Source organism: Chitinophaga sp. SYP-B3965 (genome assembly GCF_009647655.1).
Lineage (GTDB): Bacteria > Bacteroidota > Bacteroidia > Chitinophagales > Chitinophagaceae > Chitinophaga.
The window spans coordinates 1,464,637-1,489,602 of the sequence record NZ_WJFD01000001.1 but is presented as its reverse complement, the minus strand read 5'-3'; the positions used below and the strand labels follow the sequence as shown (position 1 = coordinate 1,489,602).

General features: G+C 44.7%; 24 protein-coding genes. 14 read left to right on the top strand and 10 right to left on the bottom strand.

Annotated elements, in window-relative coordinates; translation table 11 throughout:
• Positions 1–14: 14 nt before the first annotated feature.
• From GFS24_RS05845 to GFS24_RS05835, 3 genes are read right to left on the bottom strand one after another with little or no spacing between them, the layout of a single operon-like run.
• Positions 15–581 carry a Crp/Fnr family transcriptional regulator gene (locus GFS24_RS05845; protein WP_153658643.1) on the bottom strand — a complete coding sequence of 189 codons (567 nt, stop codon included), beginning with the start codon at positions 579–581 and terminating at the stop codon, positions 15–17.
• A 22-nt stretch (positions 582–603) separates the two neighbouring features.
• Positions 604–1,029 (bottom strand): PepSY-like domain-containing protein, encoded by a 426-nt coding sequence (locus GFS24_RS05840; protein WP_153658642.1) that lies wholly within the window; start codon positions 1,027–1,029, stop codon positions 604–606.
• Between the two features lie 60 nt (positions 1,030–1,089).
• A complete protein-coding gene (locus GFS24_RS05835) occupies positions 1,090–2,523 on the bottom strand; it encodes a TlpA disulfide reductase family protein (RefSeq protein ID WP_153658641.1) in 1,434 nt (477 codons plus the stop codon).
• A gap of 37 nt (positions 2,524–2,560) precedes the next feature.
• Between GFS24_RS05835 and GFS24_RS05830 the strand changes: the two genes are divergently transcribed.
• Positions 2,561–3,121 (top strand): ASCH domain-containing protein, encoded by a 561-nt coding sequence (locus GFS24_RS05830; protein ID WP_153658640.1) that lies wholly within the window; start codon positions 2,561–2,563, stop codon positions 3,119–3,121.
• Positions 3,122–3,137: 16 nt separating this feature from the next.
• Here the strand turns inward: GFS24_RS05830 and GFS24_RS05825 are convergent, their stop codons facing one another.
• From GFS24_RS05825 to GFS24_RS05815, 3 genes are all read right to left on the bottom strand, one after another.
• Positions 3,138–3,671, bottom strand: a complete 534-nt coding sequence (locus GFS24_RS05825) for a hypothetical protein (protein WP_153658639.1) — start codon at positions 3,669–3,671, stop codon at positions 3,138–3,140.
• A gap of 154 nt (positions 3,672–3,825) precedes the next feature.
• Entirely contained in the window at positions 3,826–5,034 is a 1,209-nt protein-coding gene (locus tag GFS24_RS05820) for a serpin family protein (RefSeq protein WP_153658638.1), read from the bottom strand.
• A 46-nt stretch (positions 5,035–5,080) separates the two neighbouring features.
• Complete coding sequence (locus GFS24_RS05815; protein ID WP_153658637.1) at positions 5,081–5,749, bottom strand: dihydrofolate reductase family protein; 669 nt, start codon at positions 5,747–5,749, stop codon at positions 5,081–5,083.
• Positions 5,750–5,890: 141 nt separating this feature from the next.
• On the opposite strand from GFS24_RS05815, the gene GFS24_RS05810 reads away from it, so the two are divergent.
• From GFS24_RS05810 to GFS24_RS05800, 3 genes are all read left to right on the top strand, one after another.
• Positions 5,891–6,796 (top strand): AraC family transcriptional regulator, encoded by a 906-nt coding sequence (locus GFS24_RS05810; RefSeq protein ID WP_153658636.1) that lies wholly within the window; start codon positions 5,891–5,893, stop codon positions 6,794–6,796.
• A gap of 81 nt (positions 6,797–6,877) precedes the next feature.
• On the top strand, positions 6,878–7,270 hold the full coding sequence (locus GFS24_RS05805) for a heme-binding protein (RefSeq protein ID WP_153658635.1): 393 nt from the start codon (positions 6,878–6,880) through the stop codon (positions 7,268–7,270).
• 16 nt (positions 7,271–7,286) lie between these two features.
• A complete protein-coding gene (locus GFS24_RS05800) occupies positions 7,287–8,093 on the top strand; it encodes an SDR family oxidoreductase (RefSeq protein ID WP_153658634.1) in 807 nt (268 codons plus the stop codon).
• 33 nt (positions 8,094–8,126) lie between these two features.
• Here GFS24_RS05800 and GFS24_RS05795 read toward each other — a convergent pair whose 3' ends face one another.
• Entirely contained in the window at positions 8,127–8,810 is a 684-nt protein-coding gene (locus GFS24_RS05795) for a DUF2461 domain-containing protein (protein ID WP_153658633.1), read from the bottom strand.
• A 14-nt stretch (positions 8,811–8,824) separates the two neighbouring features.
• Positions 8,825–9,331: a hypothetical protein gene (locus GFS24_RS05790; RefSeq protein ID WP_153658632.1), complete on the bottom strand. Its 507-nt coding sequence runs from the start codon at positions 9,329–9,331 to the stop codon at positions 8,825–8,827.
• A 94-nt stretch (positions 9,332–9,425) separates the two neighbouring features.
• Between GFS24_RS05790 and GFS24_RS05785 the strand changes: the two genes are divergently transcribed.
• Positions 9,426–10,685 (top strand): PQQ-dependent sugar dehydrogenase, encoded by a 1,260-nt coding sequence (locus GFS24_RS05785; RefSeq protein ID WP_253906404.1) that lies wholly within the window; start codon positions 9,426–9,428, stop codon positions 10,683–10,685.
• A gap of 42 nt (positions 10,686–10,727) precedes the next feature.
• Here the strand turns inward: GFS24_RS05785 and GFS24_RS05780 are convergent, their stop codons facing one another.
• Entirely contained in the window at positions 10,728–11,441 is a 714-nt protein-coding gene (locus tag GFS24_RS05780; protein WP_153658631.1) for an EcsC family protein, read from the bottom strand.
• 101 nt (positions 11,442–11,542) lie between these two features.
• Here GFS24_RS05780 and GFS24_RS05775 point away from each other — a divergent pair, with 101 nt between their 5' ends.
• Entirely contained in the window at positions 11,543–12,523 is a 981-nt protein-coding gene (locus tag GFS24_RS05775) for an aldo/keto reductase (protein ID WP_153658630.1), read from the top strand.
• A 61-nt stretch (positions 12,524–12,584) separates the two neighbouring features.
• On the opposite strand, the gene GFS24_RS05770 is transcribed toward GFS24_RS05775, so the two are convergent.
• Positions 12,585–12,809, bottom strand: a complete 225-nt coding sequence (locus tag GFS24_RS05770) for a hypothetical protein (protein ID WP_153658629.1) — start codon at positions 12,807–12,809, stop codon at positions 12,585–12,587.
• A gap of 160 nt (positions 12,810–12,969) precedes the next feature.
• Between GFS24_RS05770 and GFS24_RS05765 the strand changes: the two genes are divergently transcribed.
• The 8 genes from GFS24_RS05765 to GFS24_RS05730 all read left to right on the top strand — a co-directional run bounded on the left by GFS24_RS05765 (position 12,970) and on the right by GFS24_RS05730 (position 24,914).
• Complete coding sequence (locus tag GFS24_RS05765) at positions 12,970–13,563, top strand: RNA polymerase sigma factor (protein WP_153658628.1); 594 nt, start codon at positions 12,970–12,972, stop codon at positions 13,561–13,563.
• A gap of 76 nt (positions 13,564–13,639) precedes the next feature.
• Positions 13,640–14,830, top strand: coding sequence for a FecR family protein (locus GFS24_RS05760; RefSeq protein ID WP_153658627.1), 1,191 nt, complete (start codon positions 13,640–13,642; stop codon positions 14,828–14,830).
• 210 nt (positions 14,831–15,040) lie between these two features.
• Positions 15,041–18,526, top strand: a complete 3,486-nt coding sequence (locus GFS24_RS05755) for a SusC/RagA family TonB-linked outer membrane protein (RefSeq protein WP_173002979.1) — start codon at positions 15,041–15,043, stop codon at positions 18,524–18,526.
• Positions 18,527–18,537: 11 nt separating this feature from the next.
• On the top strand, positions 18,538–19,962 hold the full coding sequence (locus tag GFS24_RS05750) for a RagB/SusD family nutrient uptake outer membrane protein (RefSeq protein WP_153658625.1): 1,425 nt from the start codon (positions 18,538–18,540) through the stop codon (positions 19,960–19,962).
• 83 nt (positions 19,963–20,045) lie between these two features.
• Complete coding sequence (locus GFS24_RS05745) at positions 20,046–20,990, top strand: ABC transporter ATP-binding protein (protein ID WP_153658624.1); 945 nt, start codon at positions 20,046–20,048, stop codon at positions 20,988–20,990.
• Positions 20,987–23,197: a Gldg family protein gene (locus tag GFS24_RS05740; RefSeq protein WP_153658623.1), complete on the top strand. Its 2,211-nt coding sequence runs from the start codon at positions 20,987–20,989 to the stop codon at positions 23,195–23,197. The genes GFS24_RS05745 and GFS24_RS05740 overlap by 4 nt, the downstream gene beginning before the upstream one ends.
• Before the next feature lie 257 nt (positions 23,198–23,454).
• A complete protein-coding gene (locus GFS24_RS05735) occupies positions 23,455–24,015 on the top strand; it encodes a hypothetical protein (protein ID WP_153658622.1) in 561 nt (186 codons plus the stop codon).
• Between the two features lie 503 nt (positions 24,016–24,518).
• Entirely contained in the window at positions 24,519–24,914 is a 396-nt protein-coding gene (locus GFS24_RS05730) for a hypothetical protein (protein WP_153658621.1), read from the top strand.
• The last annotated feature ends 52 nt before the right edge of the window (positions 24,915–24,966 follow it).

The window sequence follows — 24,966 nt, the reverse complement described above, 5'->3', positions numbered from 1 at the left end:
ACTTTCATAGCGCTTTATTTTTTAGCCACCTGGTTCTTAATGCGGCTCAGGGTTTCCGGTGTGATGCCAAGATAAGAGGCCAGCATATGACGGGGGACCCTGTTAGCGAGGTGGGGGAATGTTTCTATAAAATGAAGGTATTTCTCTTCTGCATTCAGGCTGATAGCTGCATCTATCCTTTGCTGAGAGGCATTAAAACTCCTGTTCAGGATGTTATTAATGAAGTCATTGAAAGCGGGCAGCTTTTGACAGAGCATATTGAAATCATCATTCCGGATCAATACTACTTCTGTATCTTCAATCGCATCAATATTGTATTTTGATGGCGTATTGTTTAATAAGCTTTCGCGATCACCCGCCCACCAGTTTTCAATGGAGAACTGTATGATATGCTCATCACCTTTATCATCTATGCGATACCTTCTCAGGCATCCTTTGCAGACAAATGCATGGTAGCGCCATACGTCTCCTTCCTGCAGGAGGTATTGCTGCTTACGCAGTTTCTTCATCGTGCAGACAGGGGCGATAATGTCCCAATCGGTTTCAGAAAGGTGGAGGTATTTTTTGAAGACTTCTATCATCAGCCCTACTAAGGTAGCAAAATTACCAGTATTGCTGGCTGGTATCTATCTTGCCGTCTCCTTTTATAATGAGATGTTTATCCAACGGTTTTGCATCCAGTTCTACCTGGTAATATACAACGCCATTCCTTTCCACTTTCTCTGTATCATTTATTTTATATCCTTTGTATTGCGTATTGACCGTATTCCTGACAGCCTGCGGCAATTGAGCGGTGCGGATATCATATTTTACGGCTACCAGTTTACCGGTTGCATCTATCAATGCTTTATGGTCCACATCTTTTACATCGAAGTCGGCTTCATATAGTTCCCCTTTCTTTTCCCAGTCAAGGCTGGATGTTTTAGGGAATCTGGCTTTGAGGGCGTTCTTAACGGCGGTGGGAACCTGGCTTTTGGGAATCTCCTGTGGGTGCATAAATAAGGCCACCAGCAACATGATCGTTTTCATATCTGTCTGTTTTGATGTTATTGTATTAACATCACGGTGGGCAAATTGTTATGGTTGTTCTTACAGGAAGCTGGCTATCTGTTTATACAGGGCTTCCTGGTCACTGGGTGCCCTGGCATTGTCCAATACCATTTTGCCATCTTTGAGGATCGCATACCGGGGAATAGCTAAGCCCTTGTTAGTACTGAATAATTTTCTGATATCGTCCATCAGTTTGGGTGAGGCGCGTATGTGATAACCCTGCAGATCGTAGTACCTGATCATGTCTTTCCATTGTTTGTCAGCAGCGTCATTATCTATTGAAATGTACAGGGATTGGACCCCGTTTTTTTGCAGGAATGGTTTAAGACTTTTATTGTAAGCAAACTCTGCTTTGCAGGGGCCACACCAGGTTGCCCAGAGGTCTACATATACTGTTTTGCCTTTGAACTTTTCGGCCAGCTCATCAAAGCTGGTGATGGTACTATAGTTTTCAACGAACTGCTGCCCGGTGGAAAAGTCTTTCCGGATCTTTTCCTGGTAATCCCTTACTTTATCTACACCTGCTACGAGTTTAGTTGTATAAGGACTTTGGGGATAGGCCGTTTTGAAATCACGGAACCAGTCGAGCACAAAGGGCTGGAAGCCATCCTCCATCGTGAGGGCGTAGATCCAGTTGGCGTAGAGATATTGCCGCAGGGGTTCTTTATAATTAGGTTGGATCAGGTCATATTTTCGTGTCCAGTATTCATCAGCCAGTGTTGATCTTTTATAGGTGCCCTGGGAGCCGGGGAGGAAATAACCCAGGTACCAGGTATCGTAGTAATTGACGTAATCGAAATACGTGTTGACGTTCATGGAGGTGGTATCATGCGGATCTGCCACTGCGAATACATCCTGCCAGTAACTGCTGATGGCTTTCATCTTTGCGGCATCGTACCGGGTGCTGTCCTTGGAAAATTCCAGTTTCATCATCGGCATGATGAAAGTACAGGCGAGCATATTGGCATAGTAGACCTTTATCAGCTTTTCAGCATACTGATAAAATCCTTTGTTTATCTTCTGCTGTTCCAGTAATGTGCGGAAGGGCTGAAGGTGTTGTTCCATTTCGGTCAGCACCTTTTTTTTATTATTGTCGTATACGGTATCTGCTTTGTACCAGGCCATGGCCACAGACTGGTAAAAGGGAAAAGCAAGGCGGTTCAATGCCAGCTGGCCTTCATCATCTTTGGCCTTTATTTTTACCGAGTCTTTGCTGATCGTTAGCGTGTAGTCTTTACCGGGCTGTACGTATAACCTGTAGGTTTTTTGTTTGTACTGGAACTCGTAAGTGCCGGAGATTTTATCCTGGTTCGGGATTTTTAATTCTCCATGGGCATCCAGCGTATCTGTTGCCCAGGCAGCGATCTGGTATTTTCCGTTGATGGGTTTCATCAAACGTACCGGCTCATGGTTTGCGTTTTCCACCCTGAAAGTAATAACGGGTAGCAGCAAATAGATTAACAGCGATTTCATACAGATCAAAATACAAAAATCATTCTATATTTGGTGTATGTTGTTTAAACAGGATCAGTTAGAAGGAATTAAAGCAGGTACTGTTTCCCTGGCTTTCAGGAAATGGAACAAGGCATCCGTTAAAAAGGGAAGCCTGCTTAAAACTGCTATTGGTGTAGTGGAAATAAAAGCTATTGCCATTGTGAACGGCGTAACGGATAAAGAGGCACAGCAGGCAGGATATAAAAATGCTGCCGAACTGATGAAAACCTTTACCCGTTATCCTGATGGAGACCTGTACAAGATCAAAGTAGGTTATTATTCTGAAGACCCACGGATTGCCTTGCGCGAGAAACCTTCTTTAACAGCAGAAGAGTTTGCTGTGTTGAAAAATAAACTGGAGCGGTTAGGGGAGTGGACGAAGGAAATATTATTACTCATTAAAACACATCCCAGGTTAAGGGCGGCAGACCTGGCCATCCTCAGTGGCAGGGAAAAGGACTGGTTGAAGCTGAATGTGCGGAAGTTGAAGAACCTGGGGCTAACCATCAGTTATCATCCGGGATATGAGATATCACCTTTGGGAAAGTATTTTCTAAAAAAAGAGGGCAGCTTATAATTGCCCTCTTTTTTTATTACAATGCCTGAGGAATGTAATCTCCTGACAGCAAATGATAATCCCTGTAGCGCATCACGCCATTTTCCTGGTAATCATTTTCAACATTAGTGGCCAGTACTACTTCATAGCCATAGGCCGTTGCATAGCTGTTGAAATCATACCCTGAGGAGCCATCATATCCTATCACCCGGTAATTTACCTGGAGATCTGATACATAAGCCGGGAATTCATTAGCGGCATCATCATAAAACCTTACATACACATCTATCATCCGGGCAACACCAATAAAGTACACGTTTTCATGACTGATCTTGGCATACACCGGGGTGAGGTGTTTGTTATTGCCAACTCTGGCCATGATGCGGTAAACGCCGGGGGCTGTAACCGTTAGGGTGGAAGAAGTGTAACTTTCCGCAATAACGCTGACAGGGTTCCAGGTAAGGGTGTGGGGCATGATCAGGTTGCCGGGATGTGTTGTAATGGGCGCTGATTGGGATTTGGACAGTACAAGCAGCACGAGCAGGCATGCCAAAAGAAGGGTCTTTTTCATTTCGTGAAATTTTAAGGGTTTTGAAATGTTTGTTTTCTGGTAATACGGGTTATGGAAACGTTTGCATTAAGTTAAACAGAATAATCTGTAAATGCAAGGACCAGGAGGGTTTGTTCCAAAAAAAAAGCCGCTCTCAGCGGAGCGGCTTTTTTTTTTATTTTGTTGGGTTATTAACGATACCATTAAATAGTATCAGCCCCGTTTTCATTTCCCGGATGGCAAAGAGGAATGGACGATCGAATTTAATTCCGCCGGAGGAAGAGGTAAATTCAATACCTACACTTGTAACTGCGGCAGCTTCTGTTCCTGCTTCATTCACTTCTATAAATGCTTTTTGTTTTACTTTACTGATCCGCAGGTCACCATTGGTATTGATCCTGGTAAAATCAGCCACATAGGAAAAAGCCAGTTCCATACCGAAACCTTTCAGTATGTCATTTAGTTCCACATCGTAATTGATCAAAAAACGGGGCAGGTAAATTGTTGTTCCTTCTTTTTTAAGGCTGTTCATCCAGGTATTCCAGGAGGCAGGGTTTGCTGCATTGATCACATCCTGCACAGACTTGCCGGTGGCTGGCAATAACAGCACCATGCTGTATTTCTCATTACCGTAAGGCAGTTCAACAACGAATCCATCACTGGAATAGGATGTATTAAGGGATGTTTTGATAGTCATGAAATCAGCCTGCACATCACCGTCACCTGCCGTATGAAAAACAGCCTTTTGTGTTTTGCTTTTATCAAACTGGTATTTCCAGTTCGCTTTAAAATAAACGGCATTGATCAGGTACATGATCATATCGGCCGGAATGTTATCTACGATCTCCGTGATCTTGCCATTTGTTTTATCATTCACCCAGGTATTGATCTTACCCGGAGCAGCAGGATCTGAAAAATTAAGGGGTTGCACGGCGGCATTGTAACTATTCTTATTCACCTGTAAAAAAGCAGGAGAGACCGTGAAGTCCTGCCGGTACCATATCGAATTAGCCAGCTTAACATCCGCGGCGGGATCAAGGACGGGGAGTTTGGCGAGCAGCTTGTTGTAGTAGCTGTTGATCTGTTCTTCCGTAGCACCGCTAAATTCCATCGCTGCCCTGATACCTTCCAGTGTTTGCCCGCTGCTGCCATTACTGGTCATGGCAATAGCCATGCTCAGGCTCAGGGGGGAGAATACCAGGTTATCCTTTCCTGCATCAGCTGCCAGTTCCTTAAATAGTTTTAGTGAGAATTTGTTATCTGCTTCGGTTCTTTGCTGTTCATCTGCCGTGAGTACAAGGTCCTCGCCCTTGTTAACATTGCTATCCTTTGTGCAGGAGGTAACCAGGACTAAAATGGCCAGAAGGAGATATACATTTCTCATATGTGGAAGGATTTTACGCTCATATAACGATCCTTCCCCGGGAATGTTACACTTCTTTTGCGATCCGTTCCCTTCTGGCTATTTCTGCTGCTGATGGTTCCTGTTCCGGATTGGTAAGGTCTCCGATCTTTACTTCGCCGGAAGGTTCATAACTGGCCAGGATCACACCGGTAGTGGAGTGTTTTATCTCCGTTAATTTCCATGCGGCCGGTTGTGTTCCTTCACCAAATAAACGTTTGCCTTTTCCAAGGGTGATAGGATAGGTCCAAATGTGCAGCTGATCTGCGAGACCATTAGCCAGCAGGGTTTGAACGAGTTTGCTGCTGCCATGCACGAGGAGGTTTGGACCATCCTGTTTTTTGAGTTCCTTCAGGCCGGCTACCACATCTCCGGTGATCAGGGTAGATTTTGCCCAGGTCAGTTCTATGGGTTTGCCGGAAACAACAAACTTCTCTATGTTACTGAATTTTTCTGCAATTGGATTATCTTTTACATATGGCCAGTAGGCAGAAAAGATATCGTAGGTGAACCTGCCTAACAACAGATCAAAGGGTTCAGCCATGATCTTTCCCAGGGTCTCCATGATCACTTCGTCTCCGTAAGGAGCAGACCAGCCGCCCCATTTAAAACCATGTGTAGGATCTTCTGTCGGACCTCCGGGGGCTTGCAATACGCCGTCCATTGTCATAAAAGTGGTGATGATTATCTTTCTCATAGTTTCCTTTTTTTGATTTGTCAGATCAAATTTACGGCCAGAGGAATTGGGAGGGGCTGTACGAACACGACATTGTTAGGGTGTGATTACGACAAAACAAATATGCGTATTTTTGCAACAGCAATTGTAAACTGTTTCCCCATGAATAGATCCATTAACTTATTAAAGGATATTCCTGACCTCGTACCTATACACCGGGAGGGTTTTCATAAATTGTCCATTCGTGTATTTGACAGGAACGAGCATAATTGCATGAACTATCTTTCCCCCAACCGGCGGGAGTTCTATAAAGTGTTAATGATAACGGAGGGGACAGGAGTATTCACTTTAGGTATCCATACTTATTTCATTGAAGAGCCTACCATTATTTTTATTCATCCCAATGATATCATTTCCTGGAAAAACCTGTCGGAAGCTGCAGGAGGATATTATATCCTGTTCAAGAAGCAGGTACTTGAAACACATCCGGTGCTTAAAAGCGCGATAGACCGCTATTCGCTGTTTTCAGATAAGAACAAAAGTGTGATCCGGCTTTCAGGGGAGAACATGCAGGTTATAAAAGGGATTTTCTCAAAAATGCAGGAAGAGGAATTATCCGGAAATGTTTTTAATGAGGAAATGATGCAAACCTATCTTCAGCTGATCATTATTGAAAGTGCAAGGGTAGCTAATTTCCCTGCACCTGCACATACTTCAGAAGAGTACAGGCATGTGCATGATTTTTTCAAACTGCTGGAACAGGCCACCGCCCAGATAAATACTTCCAACCCCGTTGGCAAAAAAACAGCCAAAGAATTTGCAGCCACGCTTGCCGTACATCCCAATCACCTCAATACACTTCTGAAAAAACATACCGGGCAAAATGTAAGCACCCATATCCGGAACCGTTTGCTGGAAGAGGCAAAGGTGCTGCTGGTACAAACAAATTGGCCATTGAAGGACATCGGCTACTGCATAGGCTTTCCTGAACAGCCTAATTTCAATCTCTTTTTTAAAAAGAACACCGGGTTTACCCCCGCAGAATTCCGGAAAAGCATCCATCTTTGAAATTCATAAATTCTCCTTTGGATTAGCTAACAGCTGTACCTCGTATTCTCTGCAACTTTGTTCTACCAAAAAACAAAGCTTATGCAGATCACTAACGAACAATCTTTTCAGGCCATGGACCTGGCGTTTGAAAAGGCTAAACAGATAGGCGTAAACGCTAATATCGCCATCCTGGATACCTATGGGTATCTGAAAGCCTTTCAGCGAATGGATGATGCTTTCTTAGGGTCTATAGACATTGCCCTGGGAAAAGCCAAAACCGCCATGCTGTTCAGGATGAATTCCGAGCAGGTGGGAACATTCTTACAACCTTCCAGAGAAGCTTATGGCATGGTGAATACCAGTGGTGGCCTGGTGGCATTTCCTGGTGGCATGCCCGTTAAAGCAGGAGGGGAAATAGTAGCCTATATCGGTGTATCCGGTGGAAGTCCGGATCAGGATTTTATGATAGCTACAGCCGGCAGTAATATTTAACCTTAAAAAATACAAAATGCAAAAGAAAAAAATACTCATCACCGGGGCTGGCTCCGGATTTGGAGAAGGCGCCGCCATTGGCCTTGCTAAATTAGGCCATGAAGTAATAGCTGGTGTACAGATCTCACCCCAGGTAACCCCTTTAAGGGAAAAAGCAAAAAGCCTTGGACTGGATAATTTGCGTGTGGAGCGCCTGGACATTCTCGATCCCTATGATGTGCAATATGCACTGACCTGGGATGTTGATATCCTGTTCAGTAATGCAGGAATGGGCGAAGCAGGCCCTGTATTTGAAATCCCTGTAGATCTTGTGCGCAAGAATTTTGAAACGAATGTATTTGCACCACTGGCCCTTGCCCAACAATTCATTGCCAAGTTCATCAATGAGAAAAGAAGCGGTAAGGTGGTATTTACTTCTTCTATGGGCGGGTTGTTCACACCGGACGGATATGGGATCTATGTTTCTACCAAACATGCGCTGGAAGCTATTGCAGAAGCATTGTCCTCCGAATTGAAAAAATACAATATCAAGATACAGACCATTAACCCCGGCGCTTATCTGACAGGGTATAATGAAACGATGGCTGATAATCCTTTCCGCTGGCTGGATGATAATAAGAATTTCACAAAGAGGGCAGATATGCGTGCCACGTTTGACAGTTTGCTGGGCACGCCACAGGGGAGGCTGGATCCGCAGGAAATGATAGATGCGATGATACAGATCGTTCCGTCAGATACCGGGAAGTTCAGGAATGTGGTGCCTAAGTTTGTAGAGGATATGCTGAAGGACCATCAGTTGAAAGCATGGGAGAATACTATTTAGAATTAAAGATCTTCCGTTTGGAAGATCTTTAATTTATTGTCCATTCGGATCAGTTGTTAATGCATCACTCATGTAATCAAAGAACGGCCGCATAGCCTGCAACGTAAGATCAGCTTCTTTTAAAAATTGCTCACTTAATACTTCTTTATCCGTAAACCGTTTGATGAGCAGGAACTGTTTATAACGCAGGAGGTCGATCCCTTCATGCCCTGCATCAAAACCTTTGGGGGTGGTTTTCAGTTGTTCTCCTTCCAGTTTTCCAAAATGGGAAAAGAACGTTTTGCCGGCTAATATCTTTCTTAGCGGCGCAGGATCAAAAGCAATATCATCCCTGATCTTTTTCAGGTCCTCTGAGGAAGGGCCCCAGAAACCACCTGCAATAAAACTATTGCCTGGTTCCAGCTGGAAATAGTATCCTCCTCTGCGTTGTTTGGTAGCGCGCTTGAAACCGCCGCTCCAGTTTGTTTTATAGGGTGTTTTATCATGGGAGAAACGGGTATCCCTGTAGATGCGGAACAGGCTCTTTTTCCCTGATTCGGTTTCTATCAGGTCGTGTTTGCTGAGTTTTCCCAACAGGGCTTCCGCAAAACCTTCTATCAATTGTTGTTCCGCCTGGAATTCCGTTTTATGTGTGTTGAACCATTCCCTGTTGTTATTTTCTTTCAGCTTTTTTAAGAATTTGAAACTGGAAGGTTGGATCTGTTGCTGCATTGCCATAAGGCAAATATACTTTACTCCGGTATATTATATCGCCGGCAAACTTCTTCATAAGTCGGAGGCGCCTGGCGGCCGGTAAGTTTTCCACCGGGGATGATGATATAACGGAACTGGTGGGAGGTATTGATACCAGGGTAGATATTCATGTCATTCGTCATGCGGATGCGGATAGTTCCTACTGTATACCCGGCAGACCATACATCCCTGGTAACAACACCTGTATTATAAGTGAGGGTAATAGGGAGTAGCCCTACCTGGCCAGGTCGCCATATAAAGGGGTTATATCCCTCCAGTTTTGCAAAAGTAAATATGGTGGCGGTATCCAGCATCTGTTGTGTGATCTCCGGAGCAGCCTGGATGTAATTAAAACCCCAGATACCAAAAACCGTATCCTTTGTGTAGGTGTCAGGTTTAAACCATTTGGAATAAATAACATTGGCCGTTCCGGCGGGACCGGTCCCGCCTTTTTTGCAAGCCGTAATGAGCAGGAGGGTTGCGGCGATAAAAAGAATGTGCTTCATTCTGCAATACTAGGGTAGGGAGGGATGTTGGGATAGTAAAAAAACGACATTTTCAATTGAACTTAGTTTATATTTAAGCACTAAAATTTCATCTATGAACAGGTACCTGAACCCTCATTTTTTGACCGTCGTTTGCATGGGAGGCGTATTAGCTTTCACTTCCTGCGGACAGGGCACTGGCAAAACTGCTGAAAACACAGCTACAGCCACGGACAGTATTACTGCCGGCGAACCTGTAGAAACAAAAACAGCCAATTCGGACTATAAACCCGCATTTCCTGGCCAGACAAGGATAGGCAGCGTTAAAACTACCACTGCTTATGAATATAAAGTACTGGACAGCAGTCTGAAATCCCCCTGGGGAGTGACCTCACTTCCTGATGGCCGTTTAATCATTACCGAGAAAAAAGGTACCATGCGGATCGCTACCCTGGAAGGTAAAGTGAGCGAACCCATCACCGGTATACCTGCTGTAAATTCCAATGGCCAGGGCGGCTTGCTGGGTATCCGGGTAGATCCTGATTTTGCTGCTAACAGGATGGTATACTGGGTGTTCTCAGAACCATTGCCTGAAGGTAATCTCACGGCTGTTGCCAAAGGCAAATTATCTGCCGATGAAAAAACGATTGAAGGCGCAGCTGTTATATATCGTGCTACACCTGCTTATAATGGTACACTGCACTACGGCGGAAGGATCCTTTTCGACAAGAGCGGGAACATTATCATCAGCACAGGCGAACGTTCAGACCTGGAAACAAGACCCCAGGCCCAGGATATCAAATCCGGCTTAGGTAAAGTGATCAGGATCACAAAAGAAGGGAAACCTGCTGCCGGTAATCCATTTGAAGGTAAAGCAGATGCAAGGCCAGAGCTTTATTCTTATGGTCACCGCAATGTGCAGGGGCTTGCTTTGCATCCTGAAACAGGAGATCTCTGGGAAACTGAATTCGGACCAAGAGGTGGCGATGAACTGAACAGGGTAGACCCCGGAAAGAATTACGGCTGGCCTACTATCACTTACGGCATTGAATACAGCGGTAAGAAAATTGGTGATAGCATACAACAGAAAGCTGGTCTTGAACAACCGGTGTATTACTGGGATCCGGTAGTTTCTCCGAGCGGTATCACTTTCTACAGTGGTGCAGGTATTCCAGAATGGAAGAACAACTTATTCATTTCCGGTCTGAGCAGTACCCATATTGCGCGGCTTGTTATCGAAAACAATAAAGTAACCGGAGAAGAAAGGTTACTTGGTGGCGAGGGACAACGTTTTCGCGATATCACGGAAGGTAAAGATGGCGCGCTGTATACTATCACAGATCAGGGCAGACTGTACCGGATTGCTAAGAAATAATTTATTTCGAAAAGGGATACACTATACGGTGTATCCTTTTTTTTAATCCAGTATCCTCATCCTGTAAGCATTCATGGCCGTAGTGCCCAGCTTTGTGATCAACCTGTAATTTACTACTACCCCCACCGCTGCACCTACTACAGGAAGTAACTGTCCTATTTTAGCCAGGTCTATATGATCACGGTATTCGATCTGAAAGCTCTGCCAGTCGAAAACATGAATATCATCCGGCAGCTGACTGCTTTTTTCTTTCCAGTTTTCGATCTTCTCAAACACATTCCGCCGATGCTCCTGGCTGCTGAAAGCCAGCTGGAAAATATGGAGGATATACAATCGTTCTTTATAATCCTTTACATCAAAACCATAATAGGTGGCGATATCAAAAAGCAGTTTTAGTTTCATGCCAAGCAGTATTGGAAAATCTGCAAGGCCCAGCAGGATACCGCCTGCTCCGGTAATACCGCCCTCTGCGGCTGCTGTTTTCCGGTAGAAGTCCACACGGCGGAGCACTGCTTCTTCCATATCATACAAAGAAGCAAAAACAGGCTGGCTGGGTACAGTATAGGTAGAGCCGAACAATACACCCCGCACCATTTGTTTAATGGTAACTGTAATGGCATCATGCACCTTCTGAGGAATAATGCGGTTAATGCGGGATTGCACTGATTTAGACAACCTGTCCATCAATGAGGAGCGGCCCTGCATTTTATGCTGCCAGGTTTCCATTTCTATTTTGATGCGTTGTTCGTATAGCATAATGGGAAATTAGGTATAATATTCCTGCGTATATTTGAAATTCATAAAAAATCGTTTGTTTCCTGCAAGAAATCCAATCCGTTCCTGCATAAATTTGCTTTATGAAATACAGAAAATTAGGCAATACCAACGAACAGTTATCTGCTATCGGGTTAGGTACCATGGGAATGAACCATGCTTATGGTGTGCCGGATGATAAAGAATCATTAGCTACCCTGAACCTGGCCATCGATCTGGGTATTAACTTTTGGGATACGGCGGATATCTATGCGAAAGGTGAAAATGAGAAACTGGTATCCCAGGTACTGGTTCCGAACAGGGATAAGATCTTTATTGCAACAAAATTTGGTTTCAGATGGGATGATAACAGGACCCGCTCGTTCGATGCATCTCCTGCTTATATGAAAACGGCAGTAGAGCAAAGCCTGAAACGCCTGCGTATAGATCATATCGATCTGTATTATGCGCATCGTGTAGATCCGAATGTACCCATCGAAGAAACAGTAGGTGCTATGGCCGAATTGGTGAAAGAGGGGAAGGTGCGGTATCTTGGTTTGTCCGAAGCCTCTGCCGCATCCATTAAAAAAGCACATGCGGTACATCCGATTGCCGCGTTGCAAAGTGAATATTCACTCTTAACGAGAGACCCGGAAGCAGAGATACTTCCATTGACGAAAGAACTGGGCATATCTTTTATTCCCTTTAGTCCGCTGGCCCGGGGACTGGTCACCAATACACTTGATATCAGTACACTGGGAGATGATGATTTCCGCAGAACATTGCCACGCTACCAGGAACAGTATGCTGAAAATAACAGGAAACTGGCAGAAGGGTTTGCTGCACTGGCAGGAGCTAAAAACGTTACACCAGCGCAGATAGCACTTGCATGGGTGTTGAGCCAGGGAGAAAATATTATACCGATCCCCGGTACAAAGAAAACCAAATACCTTAGAGAAAACGCTGGCGCGGTAGATGTAGATCTGACACAGGGAGATCTGCAAACGATCGATGAACTGCTTAAGAAATATCCGGATACCGGCGCAAGGTATACGGCTGAACATGAGAAGCTGGCAAACAATTAAGATCGGATCAGTTCATCAGGATGCTCAGAAGTAATGCGCAGGAAGGCATCCTTCCTGCGCATTACTTTGTAAGTGACTGGTATACTTCCCAGGAACTTCGTTCCACCCGGTTATGCGCTAATTTGTTATCCCTGATCTCCCATATAGCAATACCCGTCATATTGATAGGCTTATGGTTGGGTGGCAGTCCGAACATACCGTTATGAAAACCCGTAAACCTCACGTTGTTCCAAAAATGCAGGACCTTATCTATCGGAGATAATTCCGATAAGTTTGAAGTTGTCATATGCCTGTTTTAAATACTGTAGTAAATGCCTCCTGGTCAGGGAAATTATAGAATTTTGCATTATTATTCTAACTTGCCGGCATTATCAGTTTAAAATGTGAATGTTCAGCAACCATCTTGCTAGCCAAAATCTATAATTTTTATTATTAATACATCTTCATTGAACGACGGACATTTTATGGATGGTCCTGACCTCTATAGACGGATTGCAGCTGGTGATGAATCTGCATTCAGACGTCTTTTTGAGATCTATGCGCCACGCCTGCTGGCAATGGCGGCACGTATTACAGGATCAGTGGCAGTGGCAGATGACCTGGTGCAGGATACCTTTCTTAAAATATGGGTAGCCCGCGACCAGCTTACGGAAGTTGCACAACCCGGTGCCTGGATCAAAAAGATCTGCTTTTTCCTGGCAGTAAACTATGTACGCCGTCAAACCATCCGGGATAAAGTAATGGATACCGTAAAACAGGAAGAACTCCCCGTAGCAGAAATGATCGAATTCCGGCAGTTGCTCAGCCTGGTGAACAAAGCGGTGCAGCAATTACCTGAAAAGCAGCAACAGATCTACCGTTTAAGCCGTGAACAGGGGCTTAGCATCAATGAAATTGCACAACATATGGATCTGGCCATCAGCACCGTGAAAAACCTGCTGGTGATGGCATTGAAAAATATCCGCGCTTCCCTGCAAAAGGCTGATTATCTGCCGTTCCTCGCCATATTGATAGATATATTCATCGCCGGAAAAAAATAATTCCCCTTTTTTCGGTACCAATTCCCCGCTCAATTGTCTGGTATAGATAAGGGGGGATATAAACAGCCACCACCAAATGGAACAAAACACCCGATTAGCATATTTACTGGACCGGCTTGCCACACATACAGCCACCGAAGAAGAACTGCATGAACTAACCAGTTTAGTTGATCAGGATGCATCTGGTATTTCTATGGATGCGGTGGAAAGCTGGCTGGAAGAACACCGTCAGCAACCTATGCCAGCCTTCGATCAGCAACACTGGATGCAGGTGGCAGATCAGATATTGCAGTCGGATAAACTATCTGTTGATCCCGTTGTTAAACCAGTTCACCGGGTACATTTCCTCCACAGATGGGGATGGGCAGCCGCAGCAGTGTTATTATTTGGTGCCGGCGCCTGGTTCTTCAATCATAATCAACAGCCGAAACCTGCTCCAGTGGTTGCAAAGATGGATGTGGAGCCCGGAAAGAACGGCGCCATCCTTACACTGGCGGATGGTTCACAAATGGAACTGGATAGTGCAGGCAATGGTATCATCACCCGTCAGAACGGAACCGCTGTAGCAATGAAAGATAACGGGCTGCAATACACCCCCGGAGATCGTGGCACAGGGGAAATGGAATACAATACGATCACCACATCCAAAGGACGGCAGTTCCAGGTGATGCTGCCGGATGGTTCCAAAGTTTGGCTCAATGCAGCCAGTGTGCTGCGTTTCCCTGTAGCTTTTGAAGGAAAGGAGAGGGAGGTGGAACTTTCCGGCGAAGCCTATTTCGAAGTGGCTAAAAATGCAGAACAGCCCTTTAAATTAAAAGTGCCGGGGAAAGTGGATATCGAAGTGCTGGGTACGGCATTCAACGTAAAAGCATATACCAATGAAAAGAATAGTTACACCACTCTGGTAACAGGATCTGTCCGGATATCCCATACCAACAAAACAGGCAACGGAATTGTATTAAAACCAGGTGATCAGCTTCAGGCAGGAGACGCAGGAATGGAAGTAACACGAAATGCGAATGTAGAAAAGGCCATCGCCTGGAAGAACGGCCTTTTCAATTTTGAAGGGGTAGGCCTGAGAGAAATGATGCGTCAGCTGGAACGCTGGTACAACCTGGAAGTGGTGTATGAAGGAAATGTGCCGGAGGTACTGTTTTTCGGAGAGATGAGCAGGAAACTGAAACTCTCTGATGTATTAACAGGCCTGGAACGGTCTGATGTACATTTTAGGCTGGAAGAGGGCCGCAGGCTGGTAGTAATGCCTTAATCTAAAACATGTAAATGAATTAAAAGAACGGATCAACCAGCATAAAAAAACCGAAAGTGCTACTAACACTTCCGGTAAGCGCTGGCTGATTCAAATCGGGTTTCGAGACCTCCATTTTTAACAACCAAACGTTGCAAATCTATGCAAAAAACTGCTTATTGGAGCCGTTGGGACTTGCCGTGCCGGCTCCCAACCAAAATGCTCCGGATCATGAGAATTACCAGTGTTCTTCTTCTTGCCATTTGCCTGCATGTATCGGCCAACACATTTTCGCAATCTGTCACCTTTTCAGGCAGGGCCGTTCCCATGGAGAAAGTCTTTTCTACTATTAAAAAGCAAACCGGTTTTGTGGTATGGGGTAAATCAGAACTCCTGAAACAGGCGGGTACGGTATCCGTATCTGTACAAAACATGCCGCTGACCAGTTTCCTGGAACTGATCATGAAAGATCAGCCGCTGAACTACAAAATTGTGGACAACACGATTATGTTGTATAGTAAACCTGCTACCCACACAGCTGTAATTGTTGCGGAACCGGTAACCGGGCGTGTAACAGATAGCACGGGCAGTTCCCTGATCGGCGCTACGGTAGTGGCCATGGGCTCAAAGCAATCTACTGTCACCAATACGGAAGGTAGCTTTACCCTGTCTGTTACAGCAGGAGATAAATTGCGCATCAGCTTTATCGGATATAAAACAAAAGAAGTGGTGGTTACAGCAGCCATGCTGAACACCGGCAACATCGGAAATATTTCTCTGTCCGTTATCTCTTCTACCTTAACTGAATTGAATGTTACTGCTAACACAGGTTATCAGCTCATTCCAAAAGAGCGCGCCACCGGATCATTTAGTGTGATCACGGATAAAACACTCGGCGCGAGGATGGAAACCAGTATCATGGACCGCCTGGAAGGCACGGTGCCCGGTCTCTTTATACAGAACGGAAACGTTAATATCCGGGGGCTCGCTACACTTTATGGCACGCAGAGTCCGCTTTATGTAGTAGATGGTTTCCCCTATGAAGGAGACCTGAACTATATTAATCCGGCCGATGTAGTGAATGTAACCGTGATGAAAGATGCGGCGGCAGCTTCTATTTATGGTACCAGGGCGGCCAATGGTGTGATCTCCATTACCACCCGTTACGGCAGCAGCCGGAAACTAACAGTGAACTTTTCCAGCACTGCGTTTTTCACCGCCAAACCTGATGCGGGTTATATGAACCTGCTCAATTCCTCCCAGATGGTGGATCTGCAAGAGGAACTTTTCGGAATGTATCATAAATCGTATAGTGATCCTATTAAACGCGAAGGCAAGCCCCAGGCATTGGAAGCACTTTATAATTATGAGCAAAACCTGATCACTAAAACAGAGCTGGACAATATCCTCAATACTTTAAGGAATGCAGACGGGCAAGGCCAGCTGGAAGATCTGTTCATGCGCAACCGGATCAAGCAACGTCACAGCTTTTCTGCCAACGGCGGTAATGAAATTCATCAGTATAATATCATGATGAATTATACCGGCAACAGGGACTATGGATTCCGTACCAACAGTGAAGATATTAACGTAGGCATGAAAGATAAAGTGAAAGTGTTTGATTGGCTGGATGCTGAAGTAGGGGCCACTACGAATATCCGCAACGGAACGTTCCTCCGTGAAAGCCCGCAACGCTACTACACGAATATGCCTTATGAAGTACTGAAAAATGCTGATGGCAGCCTTGCTTCCGTCACGAGGTTAAAATCACCTTTTGAGATCGATCGCTTAAAGAACCTTGGGTTGTATGATGAAACATTTAATCCACTGACTGAAATGAATAATTCAGATCTGTCTTATTCATCCAATTACTTCAGGCTGCAGGGTGGATTCACTGTTAAAATAATCAAGGGCCTCACACTGGACCTGAAATACCAGACAGAACGAGGCACCAGCTACAATAAAGAATATTATAATCCTGATTCCTACTACACCAAAAGTATGATCAACGATGCGGCACAGGTCATCAACGGCGCGTTGGTGAAAAATGTACCGGATGGCGGACAAATATTTGAAACAAGAGGGAGCTCAAAATCCTATACGGCCCGTGCGCAGCTTAACTTCGACAGGCGCATTATTAATGCTAAGCATCATTTGACTGCATTAGCGGGCATGGAGCGCAGGGCGATATTACAAACGGCCACCTCTGTGTTTAAAATGGGGTACAACGATAATAACCTTCAATTTGTACCTGTAAATGAAGTTGCCCTCGGTGCTTTAAAAGGAACAGAATCCCTGCAAAGTACCTTCGCCCTGAGATTTAACCAGTATAGCAATTTTACTAATAGTGAAGACCGGTATATTTCAACATATGGTAATGTTGGTTATACTTACAACGGGAAGTATAACATCACCGGAAGTGCGCGTGTAGATAATTCTAACCTCTTTGGTACCGATCCGCGTTACAAGTATGTTCCGTTGTGGTCAGTTGGCGCCAGCTGGAGATTATCTGAAGAAAATTTCATGCAGGACATCAGCTGGCTGAACAGCCTGAGCATCCGCACCACTTATGGGCTTGGCGGAAACGTGGCCAGAACAGTAGGCCCCTACCTGCAGGCAACTTCTTCTTTCTTTGCTGAAGGAAACGCTCCGGCAACCAGCATCATCTATCCTCCCAATAAATTACTGAGATGGGAGCAAACCGCCTCTACCAATATCGGTGTGGACTTTGCGGTATTCAACAACAGGATCTCCGGTTCAATGGATTACTATATCCGCAAAACCACTGACCTGCTGGGTGAAAAGAACATCGATCCTACGAATGCATTTCCCAGCGCATTGATCAATTATGGCAGTTTAAACAACAAAGGTTTTGAACTGGCGCTCAACACGCTGAACATAAGTAATAAACGTTTCTCCTGGAGCAGTACACTCGCTGTAAGCCTCAACAAAAACAGGATGACAGACATCAATACCAGGACCCCGGATGTGTATGGTCTCACAGGTGGTTATGGTGTAAATCGCGTGGGTTATCCGATGGATGCGGTGTTTAGTTTCAGATCTGCAGGCCTTGATCCCACCAATGGTTCTATGATGGTATATGATGCTGATGGAAAAGTAGTAAAGAACTATGATCAGACCGGTACTATCGTGGCAAATATGACAGACATCAATGGACTGGTATATAGCGGTACACTGCGTCCTAAATATACTACAGGGTTCACCAACAGCTTTACTTACCGTCAGCTTACACTCAGTATCATGATCATTGCCAACGGCGGTAATGTGATCAGAGATGTAGTGCCACCTGTTAACTTCTACAACTTTCCCGGTGCGAACAATGTAGACAGGAGAGCGATTAATTTCTGGCGGAAACCCGGCGATGAAAAAATACCGGGTATGGCGCCGGCGCCTGATCTGCAAGGTAATGGAGGCAATTATTACACACTCATATGGTATGCTTCTGATCAAAATGTACTCAAGGCAGACTATATCAAAGTAAGGGATATCTCACTGTCTTATAATTTAACACCGGCATTGGCCCGTCTTAAAAAACTGTCGGCTGCTAAGTTAACACTGCAGGTGCAAAATCCTTTCCACTGGTATGCCAACTCCGCCGGAATTGATCCGGAAGCTTATCAGATGGCCACCCAATATGCTAACAGAACATTGCCGGTGATGTCCACTTTTATGGCAGGACTTGATATTACTTTTTAAAACCAGGAAACATGAAAAAATTACTTGTAATCAGCATACTGATATTATCCGGTTGCACTAAGTTCCTGGATATAAAACCAAAAGATAAATTTATCCCTACAACTGTGGCGGACTTTGAGAATATACTCAATAATGGTACCATCGTGAATTTTGGAGACCAATACTGGGACCTCCTGTCTGATGATGCATTCCTCCCGGAAGGAGAACCCGGTAACCTGTTCACTAAGCAGCAATTGTGGGGCAGGAAGATCTACATGTTCAATCCGGTTCCGTACGATCAGGGCGCCAACGATTACTTGTGGAGTGAAGGTTATAAAAGGATCTTCTACTTTAACGTTATCATCAGCAATATCATGGATGCCACAGAAGGAACGGAAGCCAATAAAAAAAGCGTTCTTGCAGAAGCTTTGCTGGGGCGTGCTATGGAACATCTGCAAATGGTGAATGTATATGCCCATCATTATGATGCGGCTACTGCTGCCACACAACCTGGAATTCCCCTTGCACTGGTAGCAGATATCAATGCAAAGTTTGTAAGGAATACGGTGAAAGAAGTATATGATCAGATATTGAGTGATGCCAATGCCGCCATAGCTGACCTGCCTTTAAAAAATAAGTACACAAAGTTCAGAGCAAGTAAAGCCGGTGGTTACGCATTGCTGGCCAGAACTTATCTCTTTATGGGCGACTATGTGAATGCCCGCAAAAATGCAGACCTGGCCCTTTCCCTGCAAAGTGAACTGGCCAACATGAATGATTATAAGATCATGATCCCTGGCCCTTTTCCTAATGTACCAGGCGCACCGGTGGGATGGACCAACATTCCTGACGGACAACTCAACACGGAAACCATTGTGGCACGTCACTTCCTCCGGCCTTTCGGAATGGGGCAGGATGTTTGTGCCTCACCTGAACTGAGCGCACTCTTTACAGACAACGATAAACGCTGGACATTGTACTATGCCAACGGATGGCCACCCGCACCACCATTCAATTATATGACCCGGTACGGGGTGAAGATCTTCCTGCGCGGAGATTTCTTCAGCAACTGCCTCAATGTGCCGGAAATGTACCTGGTGCGTGCAGAATGCCTGGCCCGGGAAGATAAGATGACAGATGCTCTCGCAGATATCAATAAGTTAAGATTGAACAGGATCGTACCCGCTGCCTATGTTGCTTTTACACCGGCAGATTTCAGCAATGATCCGGAGAAAGTGTTGCGTTTTGTGTTGGACGAAAGAAGGAGGGAGCTGGCATTCACCGGCATGCGTGTCATCGATCTGAAACGCCTGAATAAAGAAACCCGTTTTCAAAAAACAATCAAACATACGGCCCAGGGTACAACGTATGAGTTACAGCCTGGCAGCAATAATTACCTGCGCCAGCTGTGGCCCAATGCTACATTGTTCAACCCGGACTGGCCATTGAACCCATAAATTTTCTATTCGCCATATCCTACTGAAGAAGGCGCCGGTAATTTGCCGGCGCTATTAACTTCCATTGACTAATTAAATCATACATGCAAGACAACATCGTAAAAATTGAAGGACTGTCTCACCGATACAGCAAAGACTGGGCGGTGAAAGATGTCAGTTTTGAGATCAATAAAAAAGGTATCCTGGGCTTGCTTGGCTCTAATGGTGCAGGTAAATCTACCACTATGAACATCCTTTGCGGGGTGTTAAGTCAAACGGAGGGCAAGGTGCTGATAGAGGGGATTGATATGAGAGCACATCCGGAAGAAGCCAAGAAAAGGATCGGCTTCCTGCCACAGAGCGCACCGCTTTATCTTGAACAAACTGTTGATGAATATCTCACTTTTTGTGCGCATCTCCGGTTCATAGATAAACGCCGGGTGAAAGAAGCGGTGGATCAGGTGAAAGAAAGATGTGGTGTAGCACATTTTTCCAAAAGGCTCATTGGCAACCTTTCCGGTGGCTACCGCCAAAGGGTAGGGATTGCACAGGCGCTCATTCATAAACCCCTGCTGGTAGTATTGGATGAACCCACCAACGGCCTCGATCCCAACCAGATCCTGGAAGTACGGCAGCTCATTAAAGAAATAGCGGAAGATCGTGCTGTGATCTTCTCTTCACACATACTTTCTGAAATACAGGCTACCTGCCAGGATATCATCATGATAGAAGGAGGTAAAATAGTTTTCAAGGATACAATGGATTCTTTCAACAATTACATTGAACCGGATAGCCTTATTGCCACGCTGGAAAATCCACCGGAAGAAAAGGAGATAAGGGCCATCAATGGTATCAAAGACGTGGAATTCCTAACGGCAAAAACCATCCGTGTAAGATTTGAACCCGCTGCGGACATAGCTGAGAACATTATAGAAATGAGCGTTCTCAGGAAATGGCGCTTAAAGGAGATCACACTGGAGAGGAGTTCACTCGATGCCATTTTTGCACAGTTATCCAATAAAAAAACTAAACCTGCCATACAGCAATGAAAATAATTCTCAAAATAGCCCGCCAGGAACTGAGCCTCCTGTTTCATTCACCGGTAGCCTGGCTCATTTTAATTGTATTTCCCGTACAGATAGGCATCGACTTCATTCACTATATCCAGATGATAGGACGGGCACAACGGATGGGAAGCCACTTCTCCGAAGTTACTTCCATGATCTTTGCCAGCCCGCAGCAGGGATTTTTCCCCGGCGTTAAAAGCACGCTGTACCTTTATATCCCACTTTTAACAATGGGGCTCATCAGCCGTGAAACACACAGCGGTTCCATTAAATTATTATTGTCGTCTCCCATTAAAGTAAGGGATATTGTACTGGGGAAATATGTAGCTATGATGGGATATGGTGCGCTGTTGCTGCTCATCATCGTTTTATATGGCATCTCCGGTTCGTTCTTTATTGAAAATATGGACTGGAAGTTGTTAGCCTCCGGTTCAATGGGTTTATACCTGCTCATTTGTGCTTATGCTGCTATCGGATTGTTCATGTCGTCGCTCACCAGTTACCAGGTAGTAGCGGCCATCAGCACATTGGCAGTATTGGCCGGACTGAACTTTATTGGCGGTCTCTTTCAGGGAAATGATGCAGTGCGGCATATCACTTACTTCATGTCTATTTCCGGAAGAACGGAGCAGTTCATTTTTGGATTGATCAGTTCTGAAGATGCCTTTTACTTCGTTCTGGTGGTCGCATTTTTCCTGGCCATTACCGGCATGCGGTTACTGGATCAGCGGGAGGCAAGGCCTGCTTACATTCGTGCTTTAAGATACGTTGGATTGATAGCCATATGCTTTCTCACCGGCTACTTAAGTTCGCTCCCGATCTTTACCGGGTATATTGATATGACGGCTACCAAAGCGCATACACTGGGTCCTCAAAGCCGTGAGTTGATAAAGACAATGGACAAGCCGCTGAAGATCACCACCTATGTAAATATCCTCGACAATAATTATTACCTCGGTGCGCCGGAGAAAAAAAGTGCAGATGAAAGGATACTCACCCCTTACCGCCGGTTTATGCCAAACCTGGAAATGGAGTATGTGTATTATTATGATTTTTCCAACAACAAACAACTCTACAAAAATTACCCGGGAGAAAGTGATGCTGCCATTGCAAAGAAAGTAGCAGACATCCAGGACCTCGACTATAAAAAAGTGATCCCTCCGGGTGAGATCAGGAAAACGGTGGATCTTGGCCCTGAAGAAAACCGCCTGGTAAGACTGTTGCAATATGGTAAGGAAAAAACTTTCCTCCGGTATTATAACGATATCAGGATCTATCCCAGCGAGCAGGAATTTACCGCAGCATTGAGACGCATCGTAACACCTGCTAAAATACCCGTTATTACTTTTCTTACCGGTAATGGAGAGAGAAGCATAACAAGAGAAGGTGATGACGCTTTGAAGAAGTTTGTGAATGAACTCAGCTTCAGGGGGGCATTGATCAACCAGGGTTTCAATGTAGATACCGTTAACCTCGCTCATGAGGAGATCCCTACTGCCACTTCCGTACTGGTGATAGCAGATCCTAAAACAGCCATTTCACCGGTAACACAAGCCAAACTGGACCAATATATTGCCAGCGGTGGAAACCTGCTGGTGATCACTGAACCTGGATCGCAGGAAATATTGAAACCCTTGTTGCAACAACTGGATGTGCAGCAGGAAGATACACCGGTACTGGAAGAAAGCAGGGATTATGCTCCTGATTTTATCCTGGCCACTTTTTCCGATAAAGCCGGAGAGATTGCACCCAAACTTGCAGCATACAAAGCGGATGATGGGGTAGTATCCATGGTAGGCGCTGTAAACCTGCAATACGGACAACAGTATGGCTTCCATACCATTCCCTTGCTGACCGCCAAAAACGGTAAAGCATTGGTGGTTGCAGCAGAAAGAAAAGTGAAGGATAAAACTCAGCGGATCGTTGTTACGGGAGACGCTGATTTTATGAGCACCGGCGAACTGGGACGGCGTAAACCAGATATCTGGAACCAGCCGCTGATTACAGAATTATTCCGGTGGTTCACCTATGGGGAGTTCCCCGTCAATACCGGCGCTATAAGATCAAAGGACGTTATTGACAGTGATGATAAAGGTATCCTTATGATGCGGATATTTTTCTTTGGCGTAATACCGGTATCACTCCTGATCTACGCAACGGTATTGTTGCTGTACAGGAAAAGAAGATAGATTAGCCAGCCATTTATTTATAAACCAGGAGAGAGGCCGTACCATAAAAGGGCGGCCTTTTCTTATTGGTTAAAGCAGCCTGGCGCTTCACCATCCCCCAAAGTAAGCTCCTTCCTCCCCAAAAAAAACTCCTTCCCCAAAAGAAAGCCCCTCCCCAAAAAGAAAAAAATCCCGCCCTTTGCTGCGCGGCAAACTCCCAACCTGAAACTTTTTCCGCATTTGATCGTCTTAGGTTTAAACAATAAAAATCCCATAATATGAAGCCTATCATTATCTTTCTATTCCTCTCCGTATGCTCGATTTCAATTCATGGACAGGATAAAAACAATTACGTTTACTTTAACAAACTTATAGAACTCGGTGGTACCGAATATGTTATTGCAACCATTGAGAACGTTGGAAAGATGTTTACAGTAAAGGGTAAGTATCTTTTGTTCATCAACACCAGTAACGGGCAGTCAAAACAGGTCGATTTTTCCAGTGATGCTTCCATCCACCACGTTGAGCAGATCAGAATAGATAGTTTGCAAATTAATAAGGTGATTGTGGCGGGCCGTACGGTGAACCTTGACAATAGTAAAAATATTGATTGGGGAGATCCTACACAGATCATTATCCTTTCAGTAGACGGACAGGAAAAAGTACAGTTAACTGAAGATAAATTTTTTGCAGCCACCTGGATAATAAATAGACAAACAGGAAGGATTATTATTACAGGGCATTACGACACCAATGATAACGGCAAATACGATAAAACAGATAAAAGCGAAATATTACTATACGACCTGAAGACGCTGAAGCTGATCTCAAAGATCTAGCGGCTACCCCAAAAATAAAGAATGTTCTTTATCTTACGTAAATGAACAGAGGAAGACCCCGGGAATTTATACAACCATCAGGCGTAAACGAACTCAGTAGTATATTTCTCGCAATCGCGAGAACAGTATTGATCATTTGCTTGTTATTGGCCAATCCACTAACATCCGGATCTCTCCTTGTACTGCTTTTTTTCATTTCGATAGCAAGGCATCTCCTTTTATACTTTAGTGAACCAATGCCGGATAATATATATAATTTCCTGCTTGACCTGGTTTCTCCATGTTTATATGGATTCCTGTTGTACCGTCTTTTATCCGTATATCAGGCGGATCTTTTATCCCTTTCCGTCAGTTTTTTTATACCGGGCATCATGTATTGCTATTTATTTGCGCGTGAGCCTGGTGAGAGAATGGGGCCAAAAACTTTTTGGGGAGGCCTGTTGGGATATGTTGTAGTTTTTCTTCTCGTGTTAAATTATTCGTTTGATCGTTCAAATCCTGTAGTGGAGAAATATTTTATAGCAAAAAAGTACTCCGCAACTACCGGATCAGATCATAACGGGGATAAGGGAGAAAATTTCTACTTTGACCTTATCCATGCAGACAGTATTTCCTCATCTACCCATTGGGAAGAGGTGGACCGGAAAGACTGCGATTATTATCATTATAATTGGATGCATAAAAGGATCAAATCAGGAAATGAAACATTCATGATATTAGACAAAAAGACCTATTCCGGGCCTCATCATCAATGTTCATTTTTACTGCAAAAGATCAATGGTCCTGTTGAGGCAAGATTTATGACAGAGCCGGAATACGACCGGTTTGAAAAAGGAGATACTTTCCATATTGAAAAGCATAAAGGTGTGTTGGGTGTAGAATGGTTAACTTATAGGTGAAAATTATCAAAATAGGGCTTGCCTATCAAAGTATAGAGTAAATTGATTGAGT

Coding starts and splice junctions, on each gene's coding strand:
- GFS24_RS05845 (WP_153658643.1), bottom strand. CDS start 581: ATGATAGAAGTCTTCAAAAAATACCTCCACCTTTCTGAAACCGATTGG.
- GFS24_RS05840 (WP_153658642.1), bottom strand. CDS start 1,029: ATGAAAACGATCATGTTGCTGGTGGCCTTATTTATGCACCCACAGGAG.
- GFS24_RS05835 (WP_153658641.1), bottom strand. CDS start 2,523: ATGAAATCGCTGTTAATCTATTTGCTGCTACCCGTTATTACTTTCAGG.
- GFS24_RS05830 (WP_153658640.1), top strand. CDS start 2,561: ATGTTGTTTAAACAGGATCAGTTAGAAGGAATTAAAGCAGGTACTGTT.
- GFS24_RS05825 (WP_153658639.1), bottom strand. CDS start 3,671: ATGAAAAAGACCCTTCTTTTGGCATGCCTGCTCGTGCTGCTTGTACTG.
- GFS24_RS05820 (WP_153658638.1), bottom strand. CDS start 5,034: ATGAGAAATGTATATCTCCTTCTGGCCATTTTAGTCCTGGTTACCTCC.
- GFS24_RS05815 (WP_153658637.1), bottom strand. CDS start 5,749: ATGAGAAAGATAATCATCACCACTTTTATGACAATGGACGGCGTATTG.
- GFS24_RS05810 (WP_153658636.1), top strand. CDS start 5,891: ATGAATAGATCCATTAACTTATTAAAGGATATTCCTGACCTCGTACCT.
- GFS24_RS05805 (WP_153658635.1), top strand. CDS start 6,878: ATGCAGATCACTAACGAACAATCTTTTCAGGCCATGGACCTGGCGTTT.
- GFS24_RS05800 (WP_153658634.1), top strand. CDS start 7,287: ATGCAAAAGAAAAAAATACTCATCACCGGGGCTGGCTCCGGATTTGGA.
- GFS24_RS05795 (WP_153658633.1), bottom strand. CDS start 8,810: ATGGCAATGCAGCAACAGATCCAACCTTCCAGTTTCAAATTCTTAAAA.
- GFS24_RS05790 (WP_153658632.1), bottom strand. CDS start 9,331: ATGAAGCACATTCTTTTTATCGCCGCAACCCTCCTGCTCATTACGGCT.
- GFS24_RS05785 (WP_253906404.1), top strand. CDS start 9,426: ATGAACAGGTACCTGAACCCTCATTTTTTGACCGTCGTTTGCATGGGA.
- GFS24_RS05780 (WP_153658631.1), bottom strand. CDS start 11,441: ATGCTATACGAACAACGCATCAAAATAGAAATGGAAACCTGGCAGCAT.
- GFS24_RS05775 (WP_153658630.1), top strand. CDS start 11,543: ATGAAATACAGAAAATTAGGCAATACCAACGAACAGTTATCTGCTATC.
- GFS24_RS05770 (WP_153658629.1), bottom strand. CDS start 12,809: ATGACAACTTCAAACTTATCGGAATTATCTCCGATAGATAAGGTCCTG.
- GFS24_RS05760 (WP_153658627.1), top strand. CDS start 13,640: ATGGAACAAAACACCCGATTAGCATATTTACTGGACCGGCTTGCCACA.
- GFS24_RS05755 (WP_173002979.1), top strand. CDS start 15,041: ATGAGAATTACCAGTGTTCTTCTTCTTGCCATTTGCCTGCATGTATCG.
- GFS24_RS05750 (WP_153658625.1), top strand. CDS start 18,538: ATGAAAAAATTACTTGTAATCAGCATACTGATATTATCCGGTTGCACT.
- GFS24_RS05745 (WP_153658624.1), top strand. CDS start 20,046: ATGCAAGACAACATCGTAAAAATTGAAGGACTGTCTCACCGATACAGC.
- GFS24_RS05740 (WP_153658623.1), top strand. CDS start 20,987: ATGAAAATAATTCTCAAAATAGCCCGCCAGGAACTGAGCCTCCTGTTT.
- GFS24_RS05735 (WP_153658622.1), top strand. CDS start 23,455: ATGAAGCCTATCATTATCTTTCTATTCCTCTCCGTATGCTCGATTTCA.